Origin of the sequence: Parapedobacter sp. 2B3 (assembly GCF_041925275.1) — a bacterium.
Classification (GTDB): Bacteria; Bacteroidota; Bacteroidia; order Sphingobacteriales; family Sphingobacteriaceae; genus Parapedobacter; species Parapedobacter pyrenivorans_A.
The window spans coordinates 26,617-44,231 of record NZ_JBHEUZ010000011.1; the positions used below are offsets into that span (position 1 = coordinate 26,617).

Genomic DNA, 17,615 nt, shown 5'->3' on the forward strand with positions numbered 1-17,615 from the left:
AAAAATGCACATAGCCATTGTAGGAAATATCGGCGCAGGTAAGACAACGCTCACCAAGCTGCTTGCCAACCACCTCAATTGGGCACCTCAATTTGAGGCTGTGGACGACAACCCCTATCTAGAGGACTTTTACAGCGATATGAAACGCTGGGCATTTAACCTACAGATTTTTTTCCTCAATAGCCGCTTCCGTCACATCGTGAAGCTACAGCAACAGGAAACGAACATCATACAGGACCGTACCATTTACGAAGATGCCTATATATTTGCCGAAAACCTATATGACATGGGACTGATGAGCGCGCGCGATTTTGAAAACTACAGCAATATCTTTGAAAGCATCGTCTCCTATATCAAGCCCCCCGATTTACTTATCTATCTCAGGGCTTCTGTGCCCACATTGGTCGAAAATATCCAAACGAGGGGCCGGGAATACGAGGCCAATATCCGGTTGGATTATCTATCGAAGCTCAATACGAAATACGAGAAGTGGATCAAGAACTACAAGGAGGGGAAATTGCTTATCCTCGATAAAGATAAACTCGATTTCGCCAATAACCCCGAGGACCTCGGATTTGTGCTCCAAAAGGTCCAAACGGAGTTATTCGGGTTGTTTTGACGAAGAAAAGTGCGGCCGGGGCCAATGCCGCCGGCACGCAGCTTACCTGTATGAACGCCTAAGCCACTAACGGCCCGTTAAGATATTCCTGAAATTGATAGCGCTCTGTTTCACGTCTCCGGCGTTGTCTTCCCAATTATGCTCATATTCGGCAGAGATGTTACCCTTGAATCCTTGACGTTTCAACTCGGCTATTATCCCTTCCACATTGCACACACCCGTACCCCAGTGCACATCGTGCGTGTTGCGCGACTTTTCTGCCAAATCCTTGAAGTGCAAACTCACCAGATGCCCCTCGTATTGCTTAAGGCTTTCTAACGGATCCAGTCCGGACCGTACCCAGTGGCCAATATCGGCACAGGCACCTACGTATTCACTATTAGCCGCGGCTATCGCCTCGAGCACCACTTGGGGGCTCCAGTAGTGCGATGGCTGGGGGTGGTTATGGATACCTACTTTGATTTTATACCGGTTTGCCAGCCGTCCGATAAGTGGCATCAATTCGGCGTTGGGTTCCGTATTGATCACCTTGATACCCATCGCTTTGGCAAACTCGAAAATTTGTGTCCATTCTTCCTCGTTATTTCCGTTGACCACACCAAATGCGCAGAGTTTAACACCCTTTTTCTTAAGGGCCTTCAGAATCGCCTTACGCTTGGCTGCATCCATGTTGTAGTCCATCACTCCCTCCATATCACCCCCGAGCTGCTGTCCGGGATAAGCCTCTACCGAATGCAGGCCGGCGCTAAGCGTCTTATCCACCGCTTCAAAAAATGTAAACCGGTTAAAGGTGTAGGTTTGGGCAGATAAGGTCCATCCTAATTTCCGTTCCGGTTGCTGTTGCGCGCTTACTAACGTTGTACCCAGGCCCAAGCCTACCAAAGCCAATAGCGCTACTCTTCTTAACTGCTTTCTCATGTTGTCTAATTAAAGTTATTTAATGGTCAAAAATCACAAATCTCAACTGCCGGAAGTAGCACCGAGGCATTACCGATGTGCCTCATATCGGAACGAGCGGACCGATTGCCGGAGCAACCCGCGGTGGTGATCCGGCAACGGGAAGGCACGCTGCAGGGTTTCGATAGCCTCATCCAACTGTGCGGTGGTACGAATGCCCAACGCCACCGTAGCAACTGCCGGGTGCCCCCACACATAAGCAAGCGCCGCTGTTAGCAGGGTCTCCTCCAGTTCACCAGCCACCTTGGCCACGGCTTTCGCCGCCCTGGCCACTTCCCCATCCGTATATTGCAGGTAGCCATCGGCCGCTTTGCCGATCAGCAATCCCTGGGCCACGGCCCCGCGGCAAATCACACCGATGCCGTGCTCATGAAGCAGGTCTAATGTGGATTCTTCCGGCCGGTGGTCCAGCAGGCTATACTGTGTCATCACACTGACGATATTGGAGCGCTTGATATACTCGCGGATTACATTCGGTCGGATGGATGAAATTCCATACCAACGGATTTTACCCTGTTCTTTAATCCGCTCAAACGCTTCGATGGTTTCGTCTATTGGGTCATCGATGGTTCCGCCATGGAGTTGATACAGATCTATATAGTCTGTTTTTAGCCGTTTGAGGCTTTGGTCAATGTGCTTTAGAATATATGCCTTGCTGGGATTCCAATCCCAACCGCTCCCATCGGGGCGCCATTGGTTGCCCACTTTTGTGGCAATGATGACGTCCTTCCGGATAGGTTTGAGCGCCTCGCCGACGTATAGTTCATTAAGCCCCTTATGGTACAGGTCTGCCGTGTCGAAATAGTTGATGCCGGCATCCGCCGCTTTACGCAGCAGGTCAGCATAAACCGCCACGTTCTCACCCAATGACATACAGCCGAAGCTCACAGGGCTTACCCAAAGGTCCGATTTGCCCAGCCGCTTCATTTTGCTTGGTCTGCCACTACCGCCGCAGGCGTGCCGGCAGCACGCTGCACCGATACCAGTTCTACTTCAAAGATCAGATTACTATAAGGCGGAATGTCCTGTCCAGCACCCCGTTCACCATAGCCGAGTTCATAGGGTACGTAAATCCGATAATGTGCCCCCGCGGGCATAAGCTGCAAACCCTCTTGCCATCCTGCGATTACCCGCCCCAAGGGAAAGGTAGCCGGTTGGCCACGGTCATAAGAACTATCGAACACGTGGCCGTTGGTCAACTGCCCTTTGTAATGTACGGTCACCGTATCGGAAACGGTGGGCCGCTCACCTGTTCCTGCGCGAAGGACCTCATATTGAAGTCCCGAAGCAGTGACAGTGACGCCCGAGCGTACTTTGTTGGCTTCCATAAACGCATGGGCTTCGTCTTGCCGCTGGCCGTCCATTTTCTCGCGGGCCGCCGTAATCGCCTCCATAATCAATTGACGCTCCTGCCCTTCTTCCAAAGGACTTTCTTTTCCGGCGAATATATCTGCAATGGCCCGGGCGAGCACCTCCGTATTGATGGTTTCAAGACCCGTTCGCTTCAGGTCGCGTGCCACAGAAGCACCAAAAGCATACGCTACGGAATCGGCCCGGTTTGCCAGCACCGGCACCCCCCCATTCCCCCCCTGCTGTGCATTTACCACGCCGGCAGTCATCAATAGCACCCCTATGGTGCCTAAACTTAAAAACTTCATATTGGAAATCGCTAATTACAATTAGAATAGCGCACCAAACTTAGATAAACTCGCACATATATGCAAGTGCCGTTTCCGCTACTTCACACTTTGCTCAGGCGGGTTTGAACCTTTTTCAGGTTCGGCAAAAGAGCAGCAACAATACCTATGAGCGGCAAAAAGGAGCAAATGTGGTACACGTAATCAATTCCCTCGCTATCTGCCAGCTTACCGAGCACAGCGGAACCAATACCCCCCATGCCGAATGCGAACCCGAAAAATAATCCAGACACCAAACCAACATTACCCGGCAGCAATTCCTGGGCATAAACCAGGATCGCAGCAAATGCCGAGGCTATGATTACACCGATAATGAAAGACAGGACAATCGTCCAGAACAGGTTTGCGTATGGTAGCGCAAATGTGAAAGGCGATGCGCCCAAGATAGACAACCAAATGACGTATTTACGGCCGATGCGGTCGCCCACAGGCCCACCAATCATGGTACCGGCGGCAACAGCAAAAAGGAATATAAACAGATAAATCTGCGATTGCTGCACAGATACATCAAATTTGTGCATTAGGTAAAAAGTATAATAACTCGTGAGGCTGGCAAAATAAAAATACTTGGAAAAAATCAGGACCAACAGTACTGCAATGGAACTGATAACGGTTTTACGCGGCAGCGTAAGCTGCGTCTCTTCCTTGACTTTGTTTTTACGGAGAATATAATTGCGGATGGATTTCGGCTTATACCATTTACCGATTCGATAAAGGATGATGATCGCAGTAAGTGCGGCCACGGAAAACCAGATAACATGAAACTGCCCGAAGGGCGCGATGAGCATAGCCGCCAACAGCGGACCGATGGCGCTCCCTGCATTTCCCCCCACTTGGAAGAGAGACTGGGCAAAGCCCCTCCTACCGCCTGATGCAGCATACGCCATCCGGGACGCTTCGGGATGGAATACCGACGACCCCGCCCCCACAAAAGCCACAGCAACCAATATCCATTGATAACTGGGGGCAAGTGCCATCATCACCAATCCGGTAAGGCTAAAGCCCATGCCCACCGGCAAGGCGTACGGATAGGGTTTGGTATCCGTAATGACACCGACCAGCGGTTGCAAAAGTGAAGATGACAGCTGGAATACCAGGGTAATCACACCGATCTGCGAAAAGCTCAACTGGAAAGAATCTTTCACAATCGGGTAAATTGCCGGTATAAGGGACTGTATCGTGTCGTTGAGCAGGTGCGAGAAACTCAATGCGAACAGTACGGGATAGATGGTGGCGGATACGTGCTTATTGACGGTGGATTCCTCGTTGTCCATATACGCAAAATGAATTTCGTGCAAAGCTAAACATATTATCGATGCAGCTGCCCATCATTTTGTAACAAAAAACCGGGGCGGATTTCATCGCGCCCCGGCCGTCGTGTAGGTCGATAATCAACTAACAAACCGCCACTAGAATGTTAAACTCAGCTTGATTTGAAACATGTTATTCTTGAATTTCTCTTTTCCGGATTGCACTTCGCCGTCCCCTTCGCTTGTTTCATATTCGTATTTGAATGACCCGGGGAAATAGTCTAACGACAACCCGATAACACCGTATCGCACCGTGGCGCCATAATTTTGCTTGATCCCGAATTTTCCAAGTTTCCCGAATGCGGCGAAGCCGCTGATGTCCTCGTTGTCCTCTTCTTCGGGCATGAATGTAAAGTAACGTTCATCGTCTTCACTGTAGGCATAATAGTCCAGCCCATTCACGAAATAAGTTGCGGCAAGCTGCGCCCGGACGTCAAGCACTAATCTGTCGATGAGATTGAAGGAAATCACCGGGCCGATTTTAGAGGATATCGAAGCGGCGAAGTAACCAAATTCGTCTACTTCATAACCCGCGGCCCTATCCCGCTCGATAATGCTGCTCCAATCCAGTTCATTATAGGTAAGCGATAGCATCGTCCAATCCAATCCTATTTTGGTGTCGAATAGTGGCAGCAGACTGTTTCGGTTAAAATAATAATTACGGCCAAACTCAAACACATAGCCACGCTGTGCGCCATAACGCCCGTCCATAAGGTTCCCCAACATCGTGGCATCGCTAGCTAGCCCGCCCCCGTCAACGGAAAAATTGGATAGATCGTCCTTCAGTTCCTGTCCAAAGTTACTGAACCCAAGCCGCAGATAGCCCCTACTAAGGCTGGATTCATCCCGTGTAATCTGACCATAGGACCAAGTGCCGGCAGCCAATAATACGGTCAAAACTAGTAATTGCTTTTTCATGATTAATTGATATGGTTTAAACGTTATTTGATTCAGTAGCTGGGGTGTGGTGTAGATCGGTAGATGCTTTCTTTATTTGCACCGGCTATATGATGTTCATTTTCCTTTCGCAGAAACTATAAATTGCCCAAAGTTCCTGCAAACCTAATCAAAGGCCCAACCCAAAAAAATACTCACTAGTAGGTATTTTTCAACCCGTATCCCATTGACTTTTTTTTCTTGGAGCAATTATTGCATTAAACTTTTAGGCATCTTTTAGCGTCTTACATCAAAACGGAACAGTAAACAGCGTACTCCACCAAAAAAAACTAATGAATATGAAAAAGCATGTAACCTTAGTCGTCGGATTGTTAATAGTCGTTGGCATGTCGTCTTGTACAAAAGAATATTACGATGTAGTGCCTAGCCAAACATTTGTTTACCGGATCAACCAAAACGGGTGGACGTGGGAAAACAACGTGAGCCACCAAGTGTACCATACCAAAACGCTACCCGAGCTGACGGATTACTACTTGCTGGAGGGCGGTGTGAGTGTCGCCATCAGTTTTGACAATGAAAACTCGTACGACGTTCTTCCTACGACATTTAATGGTGTCGCTTATTCTGTCAACTATACGGTAGGTGCTATCACGATCTTTGCCGAAGACCCCTTAGCGGACCCGGGCATAGAAATCCCGTTGCCGGATGCGGCGGTTGTAAAAGTTATACTCTCTGAATCTGACTTTATAAGGGAGTTTTAAACGATGAGTTAAGCCCATAAAAAAAGCGGCTCAATGAGGCCGCTTTTTTTATGGGAAATCCAGTTCATTCCATTACTCCGCACCCATTCCCTCAATCACTGCTTGGCTCACGCCCGTAAACGAAAACCCGCCATCGTGAAACAGATTTTGCATGGTGACCATCTTGGTCAAGTCAGAGAATAATGTAACGGTATAGTCTGCACATTGATCGGCCGTAGCATTGCCGAGTGGCGACATTTTATCGGCATACGAAATGAAATCGCCGAAACCTTTCACACCCGAACCTGCGGTGGTTTGCGTAGGCGATTGGCTGATCGTATTTACACGGACGTGCTTCTTCACACCGTATTGATAACCGAAATTGCGGGTGATGCTTTCCAACAGCGCCTTAGCATCGGCCATGTCGTTGTAGTCCGGAAATACCCGCTGGGCGGCAATATACGTGAGCGCCACCACAGACCCCCAATCGTTGATGGCATCTTTTTTCATGGCAGTAGCCAGTACACGGTGCAGGCTAATTGCAGAAATATCAAATGCCTTATGCATAAATTCATAGTTGTTTTCCGTATAAGGGATTCCTTTACGCACATTGATGCTCATACCTACCGAATGCAGGATAAAATCAACGCCACCGCCGAAGTGCGCCAATGTTTGATCGAATAGGTTTTCGATATCCTCGTTGCTGGTGACGTCTGCCGGGATGACCGGTGCGTTATTACACTCCTCGGCCAATTGTTTGATGGTACCCATCCGCAAGGCCACAGGTGCGTTGGTAAGCACGATATCGGCCCCTTCAGCTACACACCGTTGCGCCGTTTTCCACGCGATAGACTTGTCATCCAAGGCACCAAAAATAATTCCTTTCTTTCCTTTCAATAGGTTATGAGACATAGTTCGTTATTTTTAGTCAATTAAATACAGCGGGTAAAAGTAATGCTTTTTTTTGTCTTTTTGCTGTGGTACGCCATACGCTTTAAACCGCCATCGATGACTTACGACTTACAAGACTTACGACCGATGGCTTAGGCCTTACCCCCTAACAGCTCCGCCGCATGCTGCATAGCCGCGTCGCCGGGATTTGCACCGCTAAGCATCTGTGCCAATTCCAATATGCGATCCCCGTATTGCAACTGCGTAATATGGGTGGCGGTTTTCTCGCCAGATTCCACCTTATATACCCTGAAATGCGTGGTCCCTTTCGCAGCGATCTGTGGCAAGTGCGTAATGGCGATAACCTGCATCCGTTTAGCCAAACGCTCCATGATATCAGCCACTTTCAACGCCACCTCACCCGATATACCGGTATCGATTTCATCAAAGATAATGGTTGGCAATGACGATGTTTTGGCAATGAGCGATTTGATAGCTAGCATTAACCGGGATAGTTCACCCCCCGAAGCGACTTTACTAACAGGCTGCGGCTCCTGTCCGCGATTTGCCGTAAACCGGAATTCCACATGGTCCCATCCCGAATCTCTGATATCTTCGCTTACTTGGGAGATGGCGATATGCAACCGACTATGGGGCATACCCACACTATTCAAAATGCGGCCTATTTCATCCTCGACCAACGGAACAACGGATTGCCGGCTTTCGCTAAGGGTCGCGGCCAATTCCACCAGGCCCATTTGCAACTGCCTCACTTCTGCCTCCAGTTGCTCTATCGCCGCTTCGTCGGCGGACAGGCTTGCTAGTTTCTCCATCAAGCCGTCACGTAGGGTTATCAGTGCATCCACATCTTCCGCGCGATGTTTTTGTTGCAACGCATATAGCAGGCTAAGCCGCTCGTTGACTTCCACCAATCGTTCTCCGTCCAACGAGATATCTTGCTCGATACGGCCCAACTCGTCCGCCAGGTCTTTCAGCTCTATGAAGCTGCTTTGCAAACGTTCCGTCTGGAGCAGGAGCCCCGGCATGTGCCTCTCCGCTTGCTGTAGTTGTTGTAGGGCAGCTTTAACGAGGGCAACCGCATTGGCCTCCCCTTCCTGCAAGGCATCTACCGAGCCAAGCAGGTTCCTCTTGATCTCTTCTGCATGTTCAAGCTGCTGTTGCTCGGCCTCCAATTGTATCTGTTCGCCGATTTCCAATTTGGCGGCAACCAATTCATCATACAGAAACTGGTGGTAGTCAGCCTCCGCATTTGCTTGGTTCACTTCGTTTTTCAAACCGTTGAGTTTGGCAAATGCCGATTTATATGCACGGTACACCGAAGTATACCGTTCGCGCAGTGGCTGGTTCTGCGCCACGCTATCAAGGGTTAACACTTGGAATGCCTCCGTGTTGAGCTGCAGTGTAGCGTGCTGGGAATGAATATCGATCAGCTTTTCTGTCAACGCCCTCAATACCTGTAAGGTTACCGGTGTGTCATTGACGAATGCACGCGACTTACCATCTACGCTGACTTCGCGGCGTATAATGGTTTCCAGGTCATAATCCAGGTCGTGCTCGGCAAAAAAACCGCTCAATTGATAGCCTGCAATATCAAAATAGCCTTCGATGATACACTTTTTTTGCTGATTAAAAAAGTACCGGCTTTCCACGCGCTGGCCGAGTATAAGTGAAAGCCCGCCCATGATAATGGACTTACCGGCACCGGTTTCGCCAGTCAAAATATTCAAACCTTTGTCGAAATGGATATCGAGCGAATCAATCAACGCATAGTTTCGGATGGATAGGCGATTCAGCATACAACCTCGCTAACGGCTATTACGTAAATTTTCATATTTATTAACATTGGCAGGATCCACTTCGGCCAAGATATTATATGCCTGCACCCGTTCCTGTGGGCCCATCCCGCTGAATATACCCACCAGTTCGTCTGACTTTGCCGTAAAAAAAACCTGGTTGAATACCGCCCCTTGAGCCAGTCGATCTACCTTTTGCAACAACGGAAGGAGGTCCAACACCGTTTTGCGGGCTTGTTGCGCATTGTCAGACATCGTATCCAGCCCACTAAGGTAAAAACGATAGAGGAAATCACGCAACGGCTGATACCGGCGGTCCACCAAATTATTAACCAGCCAAAAACGGTTATTCATCCCTTCCATCGAGCGCCAACCATTAAAACCTGTGTTCTGGGCATTGTTCACGATGTTCTGGGCAACGGTATAAAAAGGTGTTCCGCCATTTTGTTCGAACGTGTCGGCATCCAACCCCACGATGATATAGGCATAATAGGCCAGCAACGACGTCAGGTTATTCATATACTGTTGGTCGGAATAATCCATCAATTGCCCTTCGGTATAACTGAAGTTAAAGTTGGCATCGGAAATACTGAGTACTGGACTGTTGTAGGATGTATTGAAAACCGGCCGCGTGGAGATAATCTGCGCCTGTGCGGTGAAATTTGAAGAACCATCCCACGAATTGATGGTGATGACAAAGCTGCAGTCGATGCGCTCCTGCGGCTGCACTTGATTGGCACTCCACGTCCGGTTGTTGAGAAAATCGGAAACCGCTTTTTCCAACACCTCCAATGCGCGCTTATTGGTATTCTGCACCTGGGGCGATAAAATTTGCACACGTGCATTCAAGTCCTGCGCCAGTCCGATCTGGAGGGATAGAGGAAAAATAAGGGTCATGACCAACGACCACATGCGTAAACCCATTGCTCGAATCATGCCCAAACTTAGATAAAGTTGCTTTGATATGCAAAAGATATTGATAGGAGGTGAAACGTTGAAAATATTGTATTCATGGTTTGGTTTTTGCTTGTTCTCTTTCTGAAAAGTTTTAAGCATCTTCGCTAAACCTTTGGCAGGTGAGTATGTTTATCGTACAAGGAACAGCTAAAATTACGTATTGACATTGAATCGATTTGGCAGAATAGCAGTTAAGACACTCCTTTGGATAATCGGGAGCATTATCGGATTGGTTTTACTTGTGTTCGTACTGATACGCATCCCAGCTGTTCAACAATATGTGGTCCAGAAAGTCACGTCCTATATTGAAAATAAAATCAAAACTCCCGTTCGCATAGCCCGTGTAAGCCTCGACTTACCGAAAATGCTAGTGCTTGAAGGAGTCTATTTCGAAGACCAATCGCGCGATACGCTCCTAGCGGGCGAGAAACTGCGGGTAGATATCAGCATGCTGAAATTGCTAAACAACACCGTGGAAATCGGCCGGATCGACCTGCAGGGAATCACCGCCAAAATAAATCGAACGTTACCCGACAGCACATTTAATTTCGACTACATTCTACAGGCATTCGTGGGCGAACAGCAGGAAACGGCCCCACCCGACAGCAGTGCGCCGATGAAATTCGACATCGACAAGGTAAACCTGGACCGCATCCGATTCCAGTACCGCGACGACGTTATCGGCATGGCTGCTGAAATCAACTTGGGAAAGCTCAACACGCGCATCGAAACGTTTGATCTCGAAGGAAATATGCGCTTCGGCATCCCTCAAGTCACGATCGATGGCTTACAGGGTACGGTACGGCAGTGGGCCGTTGCAGAAGCACACGAGACCCCCGATGCTGGGGATTTCGGTATCACGGACACGGCTGAAACCTCGCTATTGCCCGACTTGGAATTTGGAACTATCAACCTCACCGCTGTCGACTTTGCCTACACCGATGAGGCGGGTGCGATGGATACCCGGTTTAAGGTAGATAAGCTATTGGCCCGACTGAACACCTTGGATCTCAACAAGGAATGGGTCGACATCCGAGAAATAGACCTAGATGGATCGGATTCCCACGTCTTTTTCGGACAAACCGAAGCGCCCGCGAATACCCCAGCAGACACCGCGGCAGGCGAACCGGTCAATTGGCGGGTACGGGCAGCATCCGTACGCATCGCCAATACGGATTTCGCTTTCCGCGATGCCAATCAACCACGTATGGAAAAAGGGTTCGATTACGGCAACATCGGGATAACCGGACTGAAAGGTGAATTGACCGGTCTCTACTACTCCGCAGATACCATCCGCGGCCGATTGGATGATTTGGCGGCAAATGACCATAGTGGCTTTACCCTGAATCGCTTGCAGGCGGCGTTCAACTACACCGACCAGGGGGCTGAATTGAGCGACCTGTATGCCGAAACACCGCATACGCTCATACGCGACTTCATCAAGGTCTCTTACCCTTCGCTCGAAATAGCCATGGAGCAATTGGGCACCATCCAATTAGCGGCTGACATCAAAGAAAGCCATCTCGGAATGGAAGATGTGCTATACTTCGTGCCCGACCTGGATACGATGGAGGTGATGCAACCCCTTTGGGCCCACACGTTTTTCATCAATACCGAAATCAGTGGCCGCTTAGATGATCTACAAATCCCAAGCCTGGAATTGCAAGCGTTGGATAAAACCCGTGTTGTAGCAGATGCCCACATCCGCGGGCTGCCCGACGTGGACAAACTGGATGTCGACCTCAATCTGCGCGAGCTGGTTACTGGAAAAGCTGACCTCGATCGACTGATCGCCGCGAGTCTCCTGCCCGACAGCATCAACTTCCCCGCCGATATCAGACTGGAAGGGACCTTCCATGGTGGCCTTAACGGATTCCTGACCGATATGCGATTGCAAACAAGCATGGGGAGTGCGGCGGTGGAGGCCGACTACCAAGTAAACGACCGTGATACCGTATACGATGCCCATGTAGGCATCAGCGACATCGATATCGGGCAATTGCTGAAAATGGACTCCGTCTTGGGCAAAATATCATTTGCGGTACATGCAAAAGGGACCGGCCTCAATCCCGCTACCGCCGTGGCCGACATCCAAGGCAAGTTGATCAGGTTGGAGGCCATGGATTATGAATACACGGACATCAGCATTGATGTTGCGGCGAAAAGCGGGGACATTACGGCGGTAGCGGCCAGTAAAGACCCCAACATCGACTTTGACCTCGATGCACATGCCGATATGCGGGGCCAATATCCCAAAATCAATCTCAGCCTGATGGTAGACAGCGTAAACCTGAAGAACCTCGGGCTACTCGCCGACGAGTTCCGCTATCATGGGCGGTTGGTGGCCGATCTGGAAACGGCAGACATCGACCACCTGAACGGCACGGTCGACATTGTCAGCTCCTCCATTGCGTACAACGAAGATCGCTACATGCTTGATACTGTGAGGTTACGTGCGGTATCTCAAGATAGTTCCACCATGATGCAACTGCAATCCGAGTTCCTGAACGCACACATGGTAGGCAATTACAAGCTCAGCGAGCTTAGTGCGTCTGTACAGGATATCGTAGCAATGTACTACCAACCGGACTCCGTACCCCCGGTATTCGACTATTCGCCACAACGATTTGACTTCAGTGCGCAGTTCACGAGATCCCGCTTTATCCGGGGACTGGTTCCGGATCTTACCGAAATGAAAGACGTCACGCTCGATGGTTCGTTCAACAGTGACGACAAGATGCTGCTTGTGAAAGCCGTTGCGCCCCGCATCGTCTATGCCGGAACTACGGTCGACAATGTCAGCTTTGATCTCAATACGTTCGACAGCACGATGTACTACTCCGCGCTCATCAATCGCATCGGCGTTGGGAACATCGAATTGGTCAATACGCTCCTCAGTGGCACCGTACAGCAAAACAAATTGGATTTCGGATTATGGATTAAAGACCAGGAAGACAAGGAGCGTTACCACCTAGGTATGGGCCTGCAGGTGGATGCAGGCAATTTCCTCTTTAGCCTGCTGGACGATGGATTGATGCTCAATTACGACCAATGGGAAGTAAACCCCGAAAACGCCATTTCATTCGGTAAAGACGGATTGCGTACCCACCAGTTTGTATTGAGCCATGAGGGGCAGGAGATGGCTATCACATCGCAAGACTCTGCTCTGAATGCCCCTATTGATTTGGTTTTCAAAAATTTCAGGATAGAGACCTTTAGCGAGATGCTCGAAAGCGAGTTGTTTGACATGGGTGGAGGCATTAACGGCACCGCTACTGTTTCGCGGCTGGAATCATCACCCGTATTCGTCTCGGACATCACCATTGATCGTTTTTATTTCGGAAATGACACCGTTGGCGACATTAATGTCAAGGTAAACAATGAGCGTGAAAACATCTTTGCCGCCGATGTCAGCATCACGGGGAATGGCAATAACGTTAAACTTACAGGCGATTTTATCAGTCCACCGGGACAAACAGCCCAGCTCGACTTCCAGCTGAACGTTACCCCACTGACCATGCATACCCTCGAAGCGTTCAGCCTCGGATACCTCCGGAACACGTCCGGCAATATCAACGGTGATCTCCGTATTACCGGAACGCCCGACCAACCCCGGATAAATGGGGCGCTCAACTTCGACAAGGCCAGCCTCAACGTAGCCATGCTCAATGCCACCTTCAACATCGATGGCCAGCGGATCAGTTTCAATGACAACGGTCTACGATTCAACCGCTTCCAACTGAAAGATAGCAAGGGCAACACCGCAATGCTAAACGGCACGGTGAATACGAAGACCTATATGGACTATGCGTTTGGCCTGACGCTCACGGCTGATGATTTTCAAGTACTGAATTCAACACAACAGGATAATGACATGTACTACGGGCAGCTCTACGTATCGAGCAACCTTCGCATCCAAGGCGACATGGACAATCCGACCGTCAACGGCACGTTGCAGGTAAACGACGATACGGATGTCACTTTCGTCCTTCCCAACGATGACCCAGGAATGGTCGATCGCCAGGGCATTGTTCGTTTCGTAGATCGGAGCGATACTTCAAGTGTCAACGTATTTGCCAGGGTAGATTCACTCACCCAAACAGAATTGAGTGGATTGAATTTATCGGTAAACATCGTTACGGATAAAGACGCCAAGTTCACCATCGTCATTGACCCGGGTAGCCAGGATGCGCTAGCTATCCAGGGCGAAGCGGAACTGAACGCCGGTATCGACCCCAGCGGCGAAATCACACTCAATGGCAACTATACCGTAGAGACGGGTAACTACTCCTTCTCGTTCGGCCCCGTCAAGCGTTTGTTCCAATTCCAACAAGGCAGCACAATCACTTGGGCAGGCGACCCGTTGGATGCGCGCATGAACATCACCGCCGTTTACAACATCAAAGCACCCACATTGGAATTGGTACAGGCGCAAATCGGCTCCGAACAACCCAATCTCTACAAACAACGAGTACCCTTCAATGTGAACCTGCATATCACCGAACAGCTCTTCCAGCCGCAACTAAGCTTCGATATCGACCTCGACGAAGACAACGCCATGGTTTCGCAGGATGTAGCCGGCAAAGTCAACACCGGGCTTGCCCAACTACGGGAAAACGAATCGGAGATGAACAAGCAGGTCTTCTCACTGATTGTGTTGGGCCGCTTCATGGCCTCAAATCCGTTTGAAAGCCTCTCCGGCGGCGGTGGCGCCGAGGCCATTGCCCGCAATACCGTCAGCTCATTCTTAAGCGGTCAGCTTAACCGACTGGCTGGCAGCCTCATCCAAGGACTGGAATTTGATTTCGACTTGCAATCCCAGCAGGATTACAGCATGGGCACAGGGCAAAACCGCACCGACCTGAACGTGGGTGTTTCGAAAATGCTCTTCAATGACCGGATGAAGGTAACCGTCGGCTCCAATTTCGAGCTGGAAGGTAATGCGCGACCTGGCGAGCAAACCACCAACATTGCCGGCGACATTGCAGTAGACTACCAACTTACCGAAGATGGCCGCTACTTGGTTAGAGCGTACCGTAAAAACCAGTATCAGATAACGCTCCAGGGTCAATTTGTTGAGACCGGAATCGGCTTCATTGTCAATATAGATTATAATGAATTCAAGGAAATCTTCAACCGGCAAAACCGTGAGGCAAATGAATTCAATACGGAAAGCCGCCAGTTCCGCAGGCGGTGGGATGTAGAGCGCATGGAAACGGACACCGCATACCGCGATAGTGTAAGGAAAGTAATCATTGACAGCCTGCAACGCCATGACCCCGAATTTATGGAGCGGATGCGCGAACGGCGACAGCAACGGGAACGGGGAAATACGCCGTCCAACGAATCAGAAACAACGCCAAAGCAAACGGCGATACGGACGAATGAACAGGAAGAATACCTTGCAAGGGACGAAAGGGGGGCGGATGGCCAATAAACTGATACGGCTAGGCGGCCTGGTTGCCCTCGCTGGATGCATCTCCAGCTGCAGTAACCTCAAATACCTTCCAGAAGGTGAACAGCTCTACGTAAAAGGTGAAGTAGCCATCGAGACCGACACCATACCCCAACGGTATATCGAGCCATTGAGCGATAACCTCGAGGAACTGCTCCGGCCTAAGCCCAACACAACAATCTTGGGCATGCGCCCGCAATTGTACCTGTACAATATCGCAGGCGAACCGAAAACCGACCGCGGATTCCGCAACTGGTTAAAAAACAAAGTCGGACAACCGCCCGTGTTACTGAGTGATGTAAACAGGGAATACAACGAAAACCTGCTGCGCAACCGGTTGGAAAACCTCGGTTTTTTCCAAGCTGAGGTCGCCTCAGACACTACGATAAAAAACAGGAAGGCCACGGTTACTTATACCGCTACTCCACATATCATCTACCGGATTGATTCGGTGACCTTCGACGTGGATAGCAGCGAGTTGGGGAAAGCCATCAAAGCTACCCAGCCTGCATCCCTGTTGCAGGTGGGCCGGCCCTATAACCTAGACAATATCATTGCAGAGCGGGAGCGGATAGACAACGAGCTGAAAAACAAAGGATACTATTACTTCAATCCAGACTACCTGGTTATCGAAGTGGATAGTATGGGCGGCGATCATCATGTTGACCTGTACGTGATGCTCAAGGACGAAACGCCCGAAAAGGCCAAGCGCCCATACTACATCAATGACATCTACATCTACCCGAACTATACGCTCACCGAGCGTGGATACCGACGTGCAGACCAACGCAATGCGGAACATTATAAAAACAGTTACTACTTCATCGATCCAGAAGCCACGTTCCGTAAGTTTTCGATAGCAAGGGCCATGTTTTTCAAACCCGGCGACCGGTATACGCGTCGTGACCATAACAGTACCATCAGCCAACTCGTAGGAATGGGAGCATTTCGGTTTGTGCGAAACGAATTTGTGGATGTGGAGGACGAGCCGAACCAGCTCGACGTTTATTATTACCTCACCCCGATGCCCAAAAAAGGGCTCCGGCTGGAATTACTCGGCAAAACCGCAGCCGTATATGACGGTTCGGAAATCAACGTCAACTGGCAGCACCGCAATGCATTCAGAAGCGCAGAGCTGCTCACGTTTACCGTGTATGGCGGATTCGAGACCCAAACCGGGGGCAATGTCAACCTCAATTCGAGTTTCTACCGATACGGTATCGAAGCCAGTCTGTCGTTCCCGCGGATGATTGCCCCCTTCAACTGGCAGCCGACCCGGCGTTATGTGCCGCACACGGTCTTCCGTACGGGGTATGAATACCTGAATAGACGGACGGCGTACAGCCTGAACTCCATGCGCTTTTCTTTCGGGTATCTGTGGAAGGAGAACATAGAAAAAGAACACGATTTGAAGGTACTTGAAGTGGGTTACGTACAGCCCCGAAATATCACCGAGTCGTACCAGGCCATGTTGGATACCGTCCCGCCACTGCGGCACGCTATCGAGCCGCAGTTTACTTTCGGTCCGGTTTATTACTTTACGTATACCAATTCCATGAAAACCGACCCGAAACATGGCATGTATTTCCGGGGGGGGCTAGACCTTTCGGCCAATTTATACGGTCTCATCAGGGGGGCCAATGTGAATGAGGGTCGGCAGTACCAGATTTTCAATGCCAACTTCTCGCAATACATCAAAATAGAAGCCGATGTAAGGCACTACCTGAGATTAGGAGCCAATGCCAAGCTCGCTTCGCGAGCCATGGCGGGCTTCGGGTACTCCTACGGGAACTCCCGCATGCTGCCTTATGTAAAACAATTTTTTTCGGGCGGTCCCAACGGCTTGCGGGCCTTCCGGGCGCGTACCGTGGGTCCCGGTTCCTATACCCCCGAATTTTATGGGGAAGACAACTTTTTCGCCGACCAAACGGGCGACATAAAAATCGAACTCAATACCGAGTACCGCGCCAAGCTGGCCAGCGTCGTACACTGGGCAGCATTCATTGATGCGGGGAACATCTGGCTCCAGCATACCGACCCCGAAAAGCCCGGTGCGGCATTCGGGAAGAACTTCGTTAATGAGATGGCCGTGGGCGCCGGATTGGGGTTGCGGTTCGACTTTACATTCCTCATTCTCCGTACCGACCTGGCCATGCCGTTGCGAATCCCGTACCGCCCCAAAGGCGAGCGCTGGGTGATGGATGAAATCAATTTCCGGAGCCCCGACTGGCGGCGGCGGAACCTCGTGTTTAATCTGGCTATCGGATATCCGTTTTAG

The 17,615-nt window shown here is 50.2% G+C and carries 12 protein-coding genes; 4 read left to right on the forward strand and 8 right to left on the reverse strand.

Features of this window, described 5'->3' with window-relative positions; all coding sequences use genetic code 11:
* Positions 1-4 precede the first annotated feature (4 nt).
* Positions 5-619 carry a deoxynucleoside kinase gene (locus tag ACEVG1_RS13260; protein WP_374744205.1) on the forward strand — a complete coding sequence of 205 codons (615 nt, stop codon included), beginning with the start codon at positions 5-7 and terminating at the stop codon, positions 617-619.
* A gap of 66 nt (positions 620-685) precedes the next feature.
* On the opposite strand, the gene ACEVG1_RS13265 is transcribed toward ACEVG1_RS13260, so the two are convergent.
* The 5 genes from ACEVG1_RS13265 to ACEVG1_RS13285 all read right to left on the reverse strand — a co-directional run bounded on the left by ACEVG1_RS13265 (position 686) and on the right by ACEVG1_RS13285 (position 5,501).
* A complete protein-coding gene (locus ACEVG1_RS13265) occupies positions 686-1,537 on the reverse strand; it encodes a sugar phosphate isomerase/epimerase family protein (protein WP_374744206.1) in 852 nt (283 codons plus the stop codon).
* Between the two features lie 69 nt (positions 1,538-1,606).
* Positions 1,607-2,503: an aldo/keto reductase gene (locus ACEVG1_RS13270; protein ID WP_374744208.1), complete on the reverse strand. Its 897-nt coding sequence runs from the start codon at positions 2,501-2,503 to the stop codon at positions 1,607-1,609.
* On the reverse strand, positions 2,500-3,234 hold the full coding sequence (locus ACEVG1_RS13275; RefSeq protein WP_374744209.1) for an FKBP-type peptidyl-prolyl cis-trans isomerase: 735 nt from the start codon (positions 3,232-3,234) through the stop codon (positions 2,500-2,502). Before ACEVG1_RS13275 ends, ACEVG1_RS13270 begins: the two co-directional genes overlap by 4 nt.
* An 83-nt stretch (positions 3,235-3,317) precedes the next feature.
* The gene (locus ACEVG1_RS13280) at positions 3,318-4,547 is read right to left on the reverse strand and encodes an MFS transporter (RefSeq protein WP_374744210.1); all 1,230 of its coding nucleotides are present in this window, start codon (positions 4,545-4,547) and stop codon (positions 3,318-3,320) included.
* 135 nt (positions 4,548-4,682) lie between these two features.
* The gene (locus ACEVG1_RS13285) at positions 4,683-5,501 is read right to left on the reverse strand and encodes a hypothetical protein (protein ID WP_374744211.1); all 819 of its coding nucleotides are present in this window, start codon (positions 5,499-5,501) and stop codon (positions 4,683-4,685) included.
* A gap of 317 nt (positions 5,502-5,818) precedes the next feature.
* Between ACEVG1_RS13285 and ACEVG1_RS13290 the strand changes: the two genes are divergently transcribed.
* Complete coding sequence (locus ACEVG1_RS13290; protein ID WP_374744212.1) at positions 5,819-6,241, forward strand: hypothetical protein; 423 nt, start codon at positions 5,819-5,821, stop codon at positions 6,239-6,241.
* Between the two features lie 72 nt (positions 6,242-6,313).
* On the opposite strand, the gene ACEVG1_RS13295 is transcribed toward ACEVG1_RS13290, so the two are convergent.
* The 3 genes from ACEVG1_RS13295 to ACEVG1_RS13305 form a co-directional block, all read right to left on the reverse strand.
* A complete protein-coding gene (locus ACEVG1_RS13295) occupies positions 6,314-7,132 on the reverse strand; it encodes an enoyl-ACP reductase (RefSeq protein WP_374744213.1) in 819 nt (272 codons plus the stop codon).
* 131 nt (positions 7,133-7,263) lie between these two features.
* Positions 7,264-8,928: a DNA repair protein RecN gene (gene recN, locus ACEVG1_RS13300; protein ID WP_374744215.1), complete on the reverse strand. Its 1,665-nt coding sequence runs from the start codon at positions 8,926-8,928 to the stop codon at positions 7,264-7,266.
* A gap of 9 nt (positions 8,929-8,937) precedes the next feature.
* The gene (locus tag ACEVG1_RS13305) at positions 8,938-9,861 is read right to left on the reverse strand and encodes a DUF4835 family protein (protein WP_374744217.1); all 924 of its coding nucleotides are present in this window, start codon (positions 9,859-9,861) and stop codon (positions 8,938-8,940) included.
* A 385-nt stretch (positions 9,862-10,246) separates the two neighbouring features.
* Between ACEVG1_RS13305 and ACEVG1_RS13310 the strand changes: the two genes are divergently transcribed.
* Positions 10,247-15,319 carry a translocation/assembly module TamB domain-containing protein gene (locus ACEVG1_RS13310; protein WP_374744218.1) on the forward strand — a complete coding sequence of 1,691 codons (5,073 nt, stop codon included), beginning with the start codon at positions 10,247-10,249 and terminating at the stop codon, positions 15,317-15,319.
* Positions 15,267-17,615, forward strand: a complete 2,349-nt coding sequence (locus tag ACEVG1_RS13315) for a BamA/TamA family outer membrane protein (protein ID WP_374744219.1) — start codon at positions 15,267-15,269, stop codon at positions 17,613-17,615. The genes ACEVG1_RS13310 and ACEVG1_RS13315 overlap by 53 nt, the downstream gene beginning before the upstream one ends.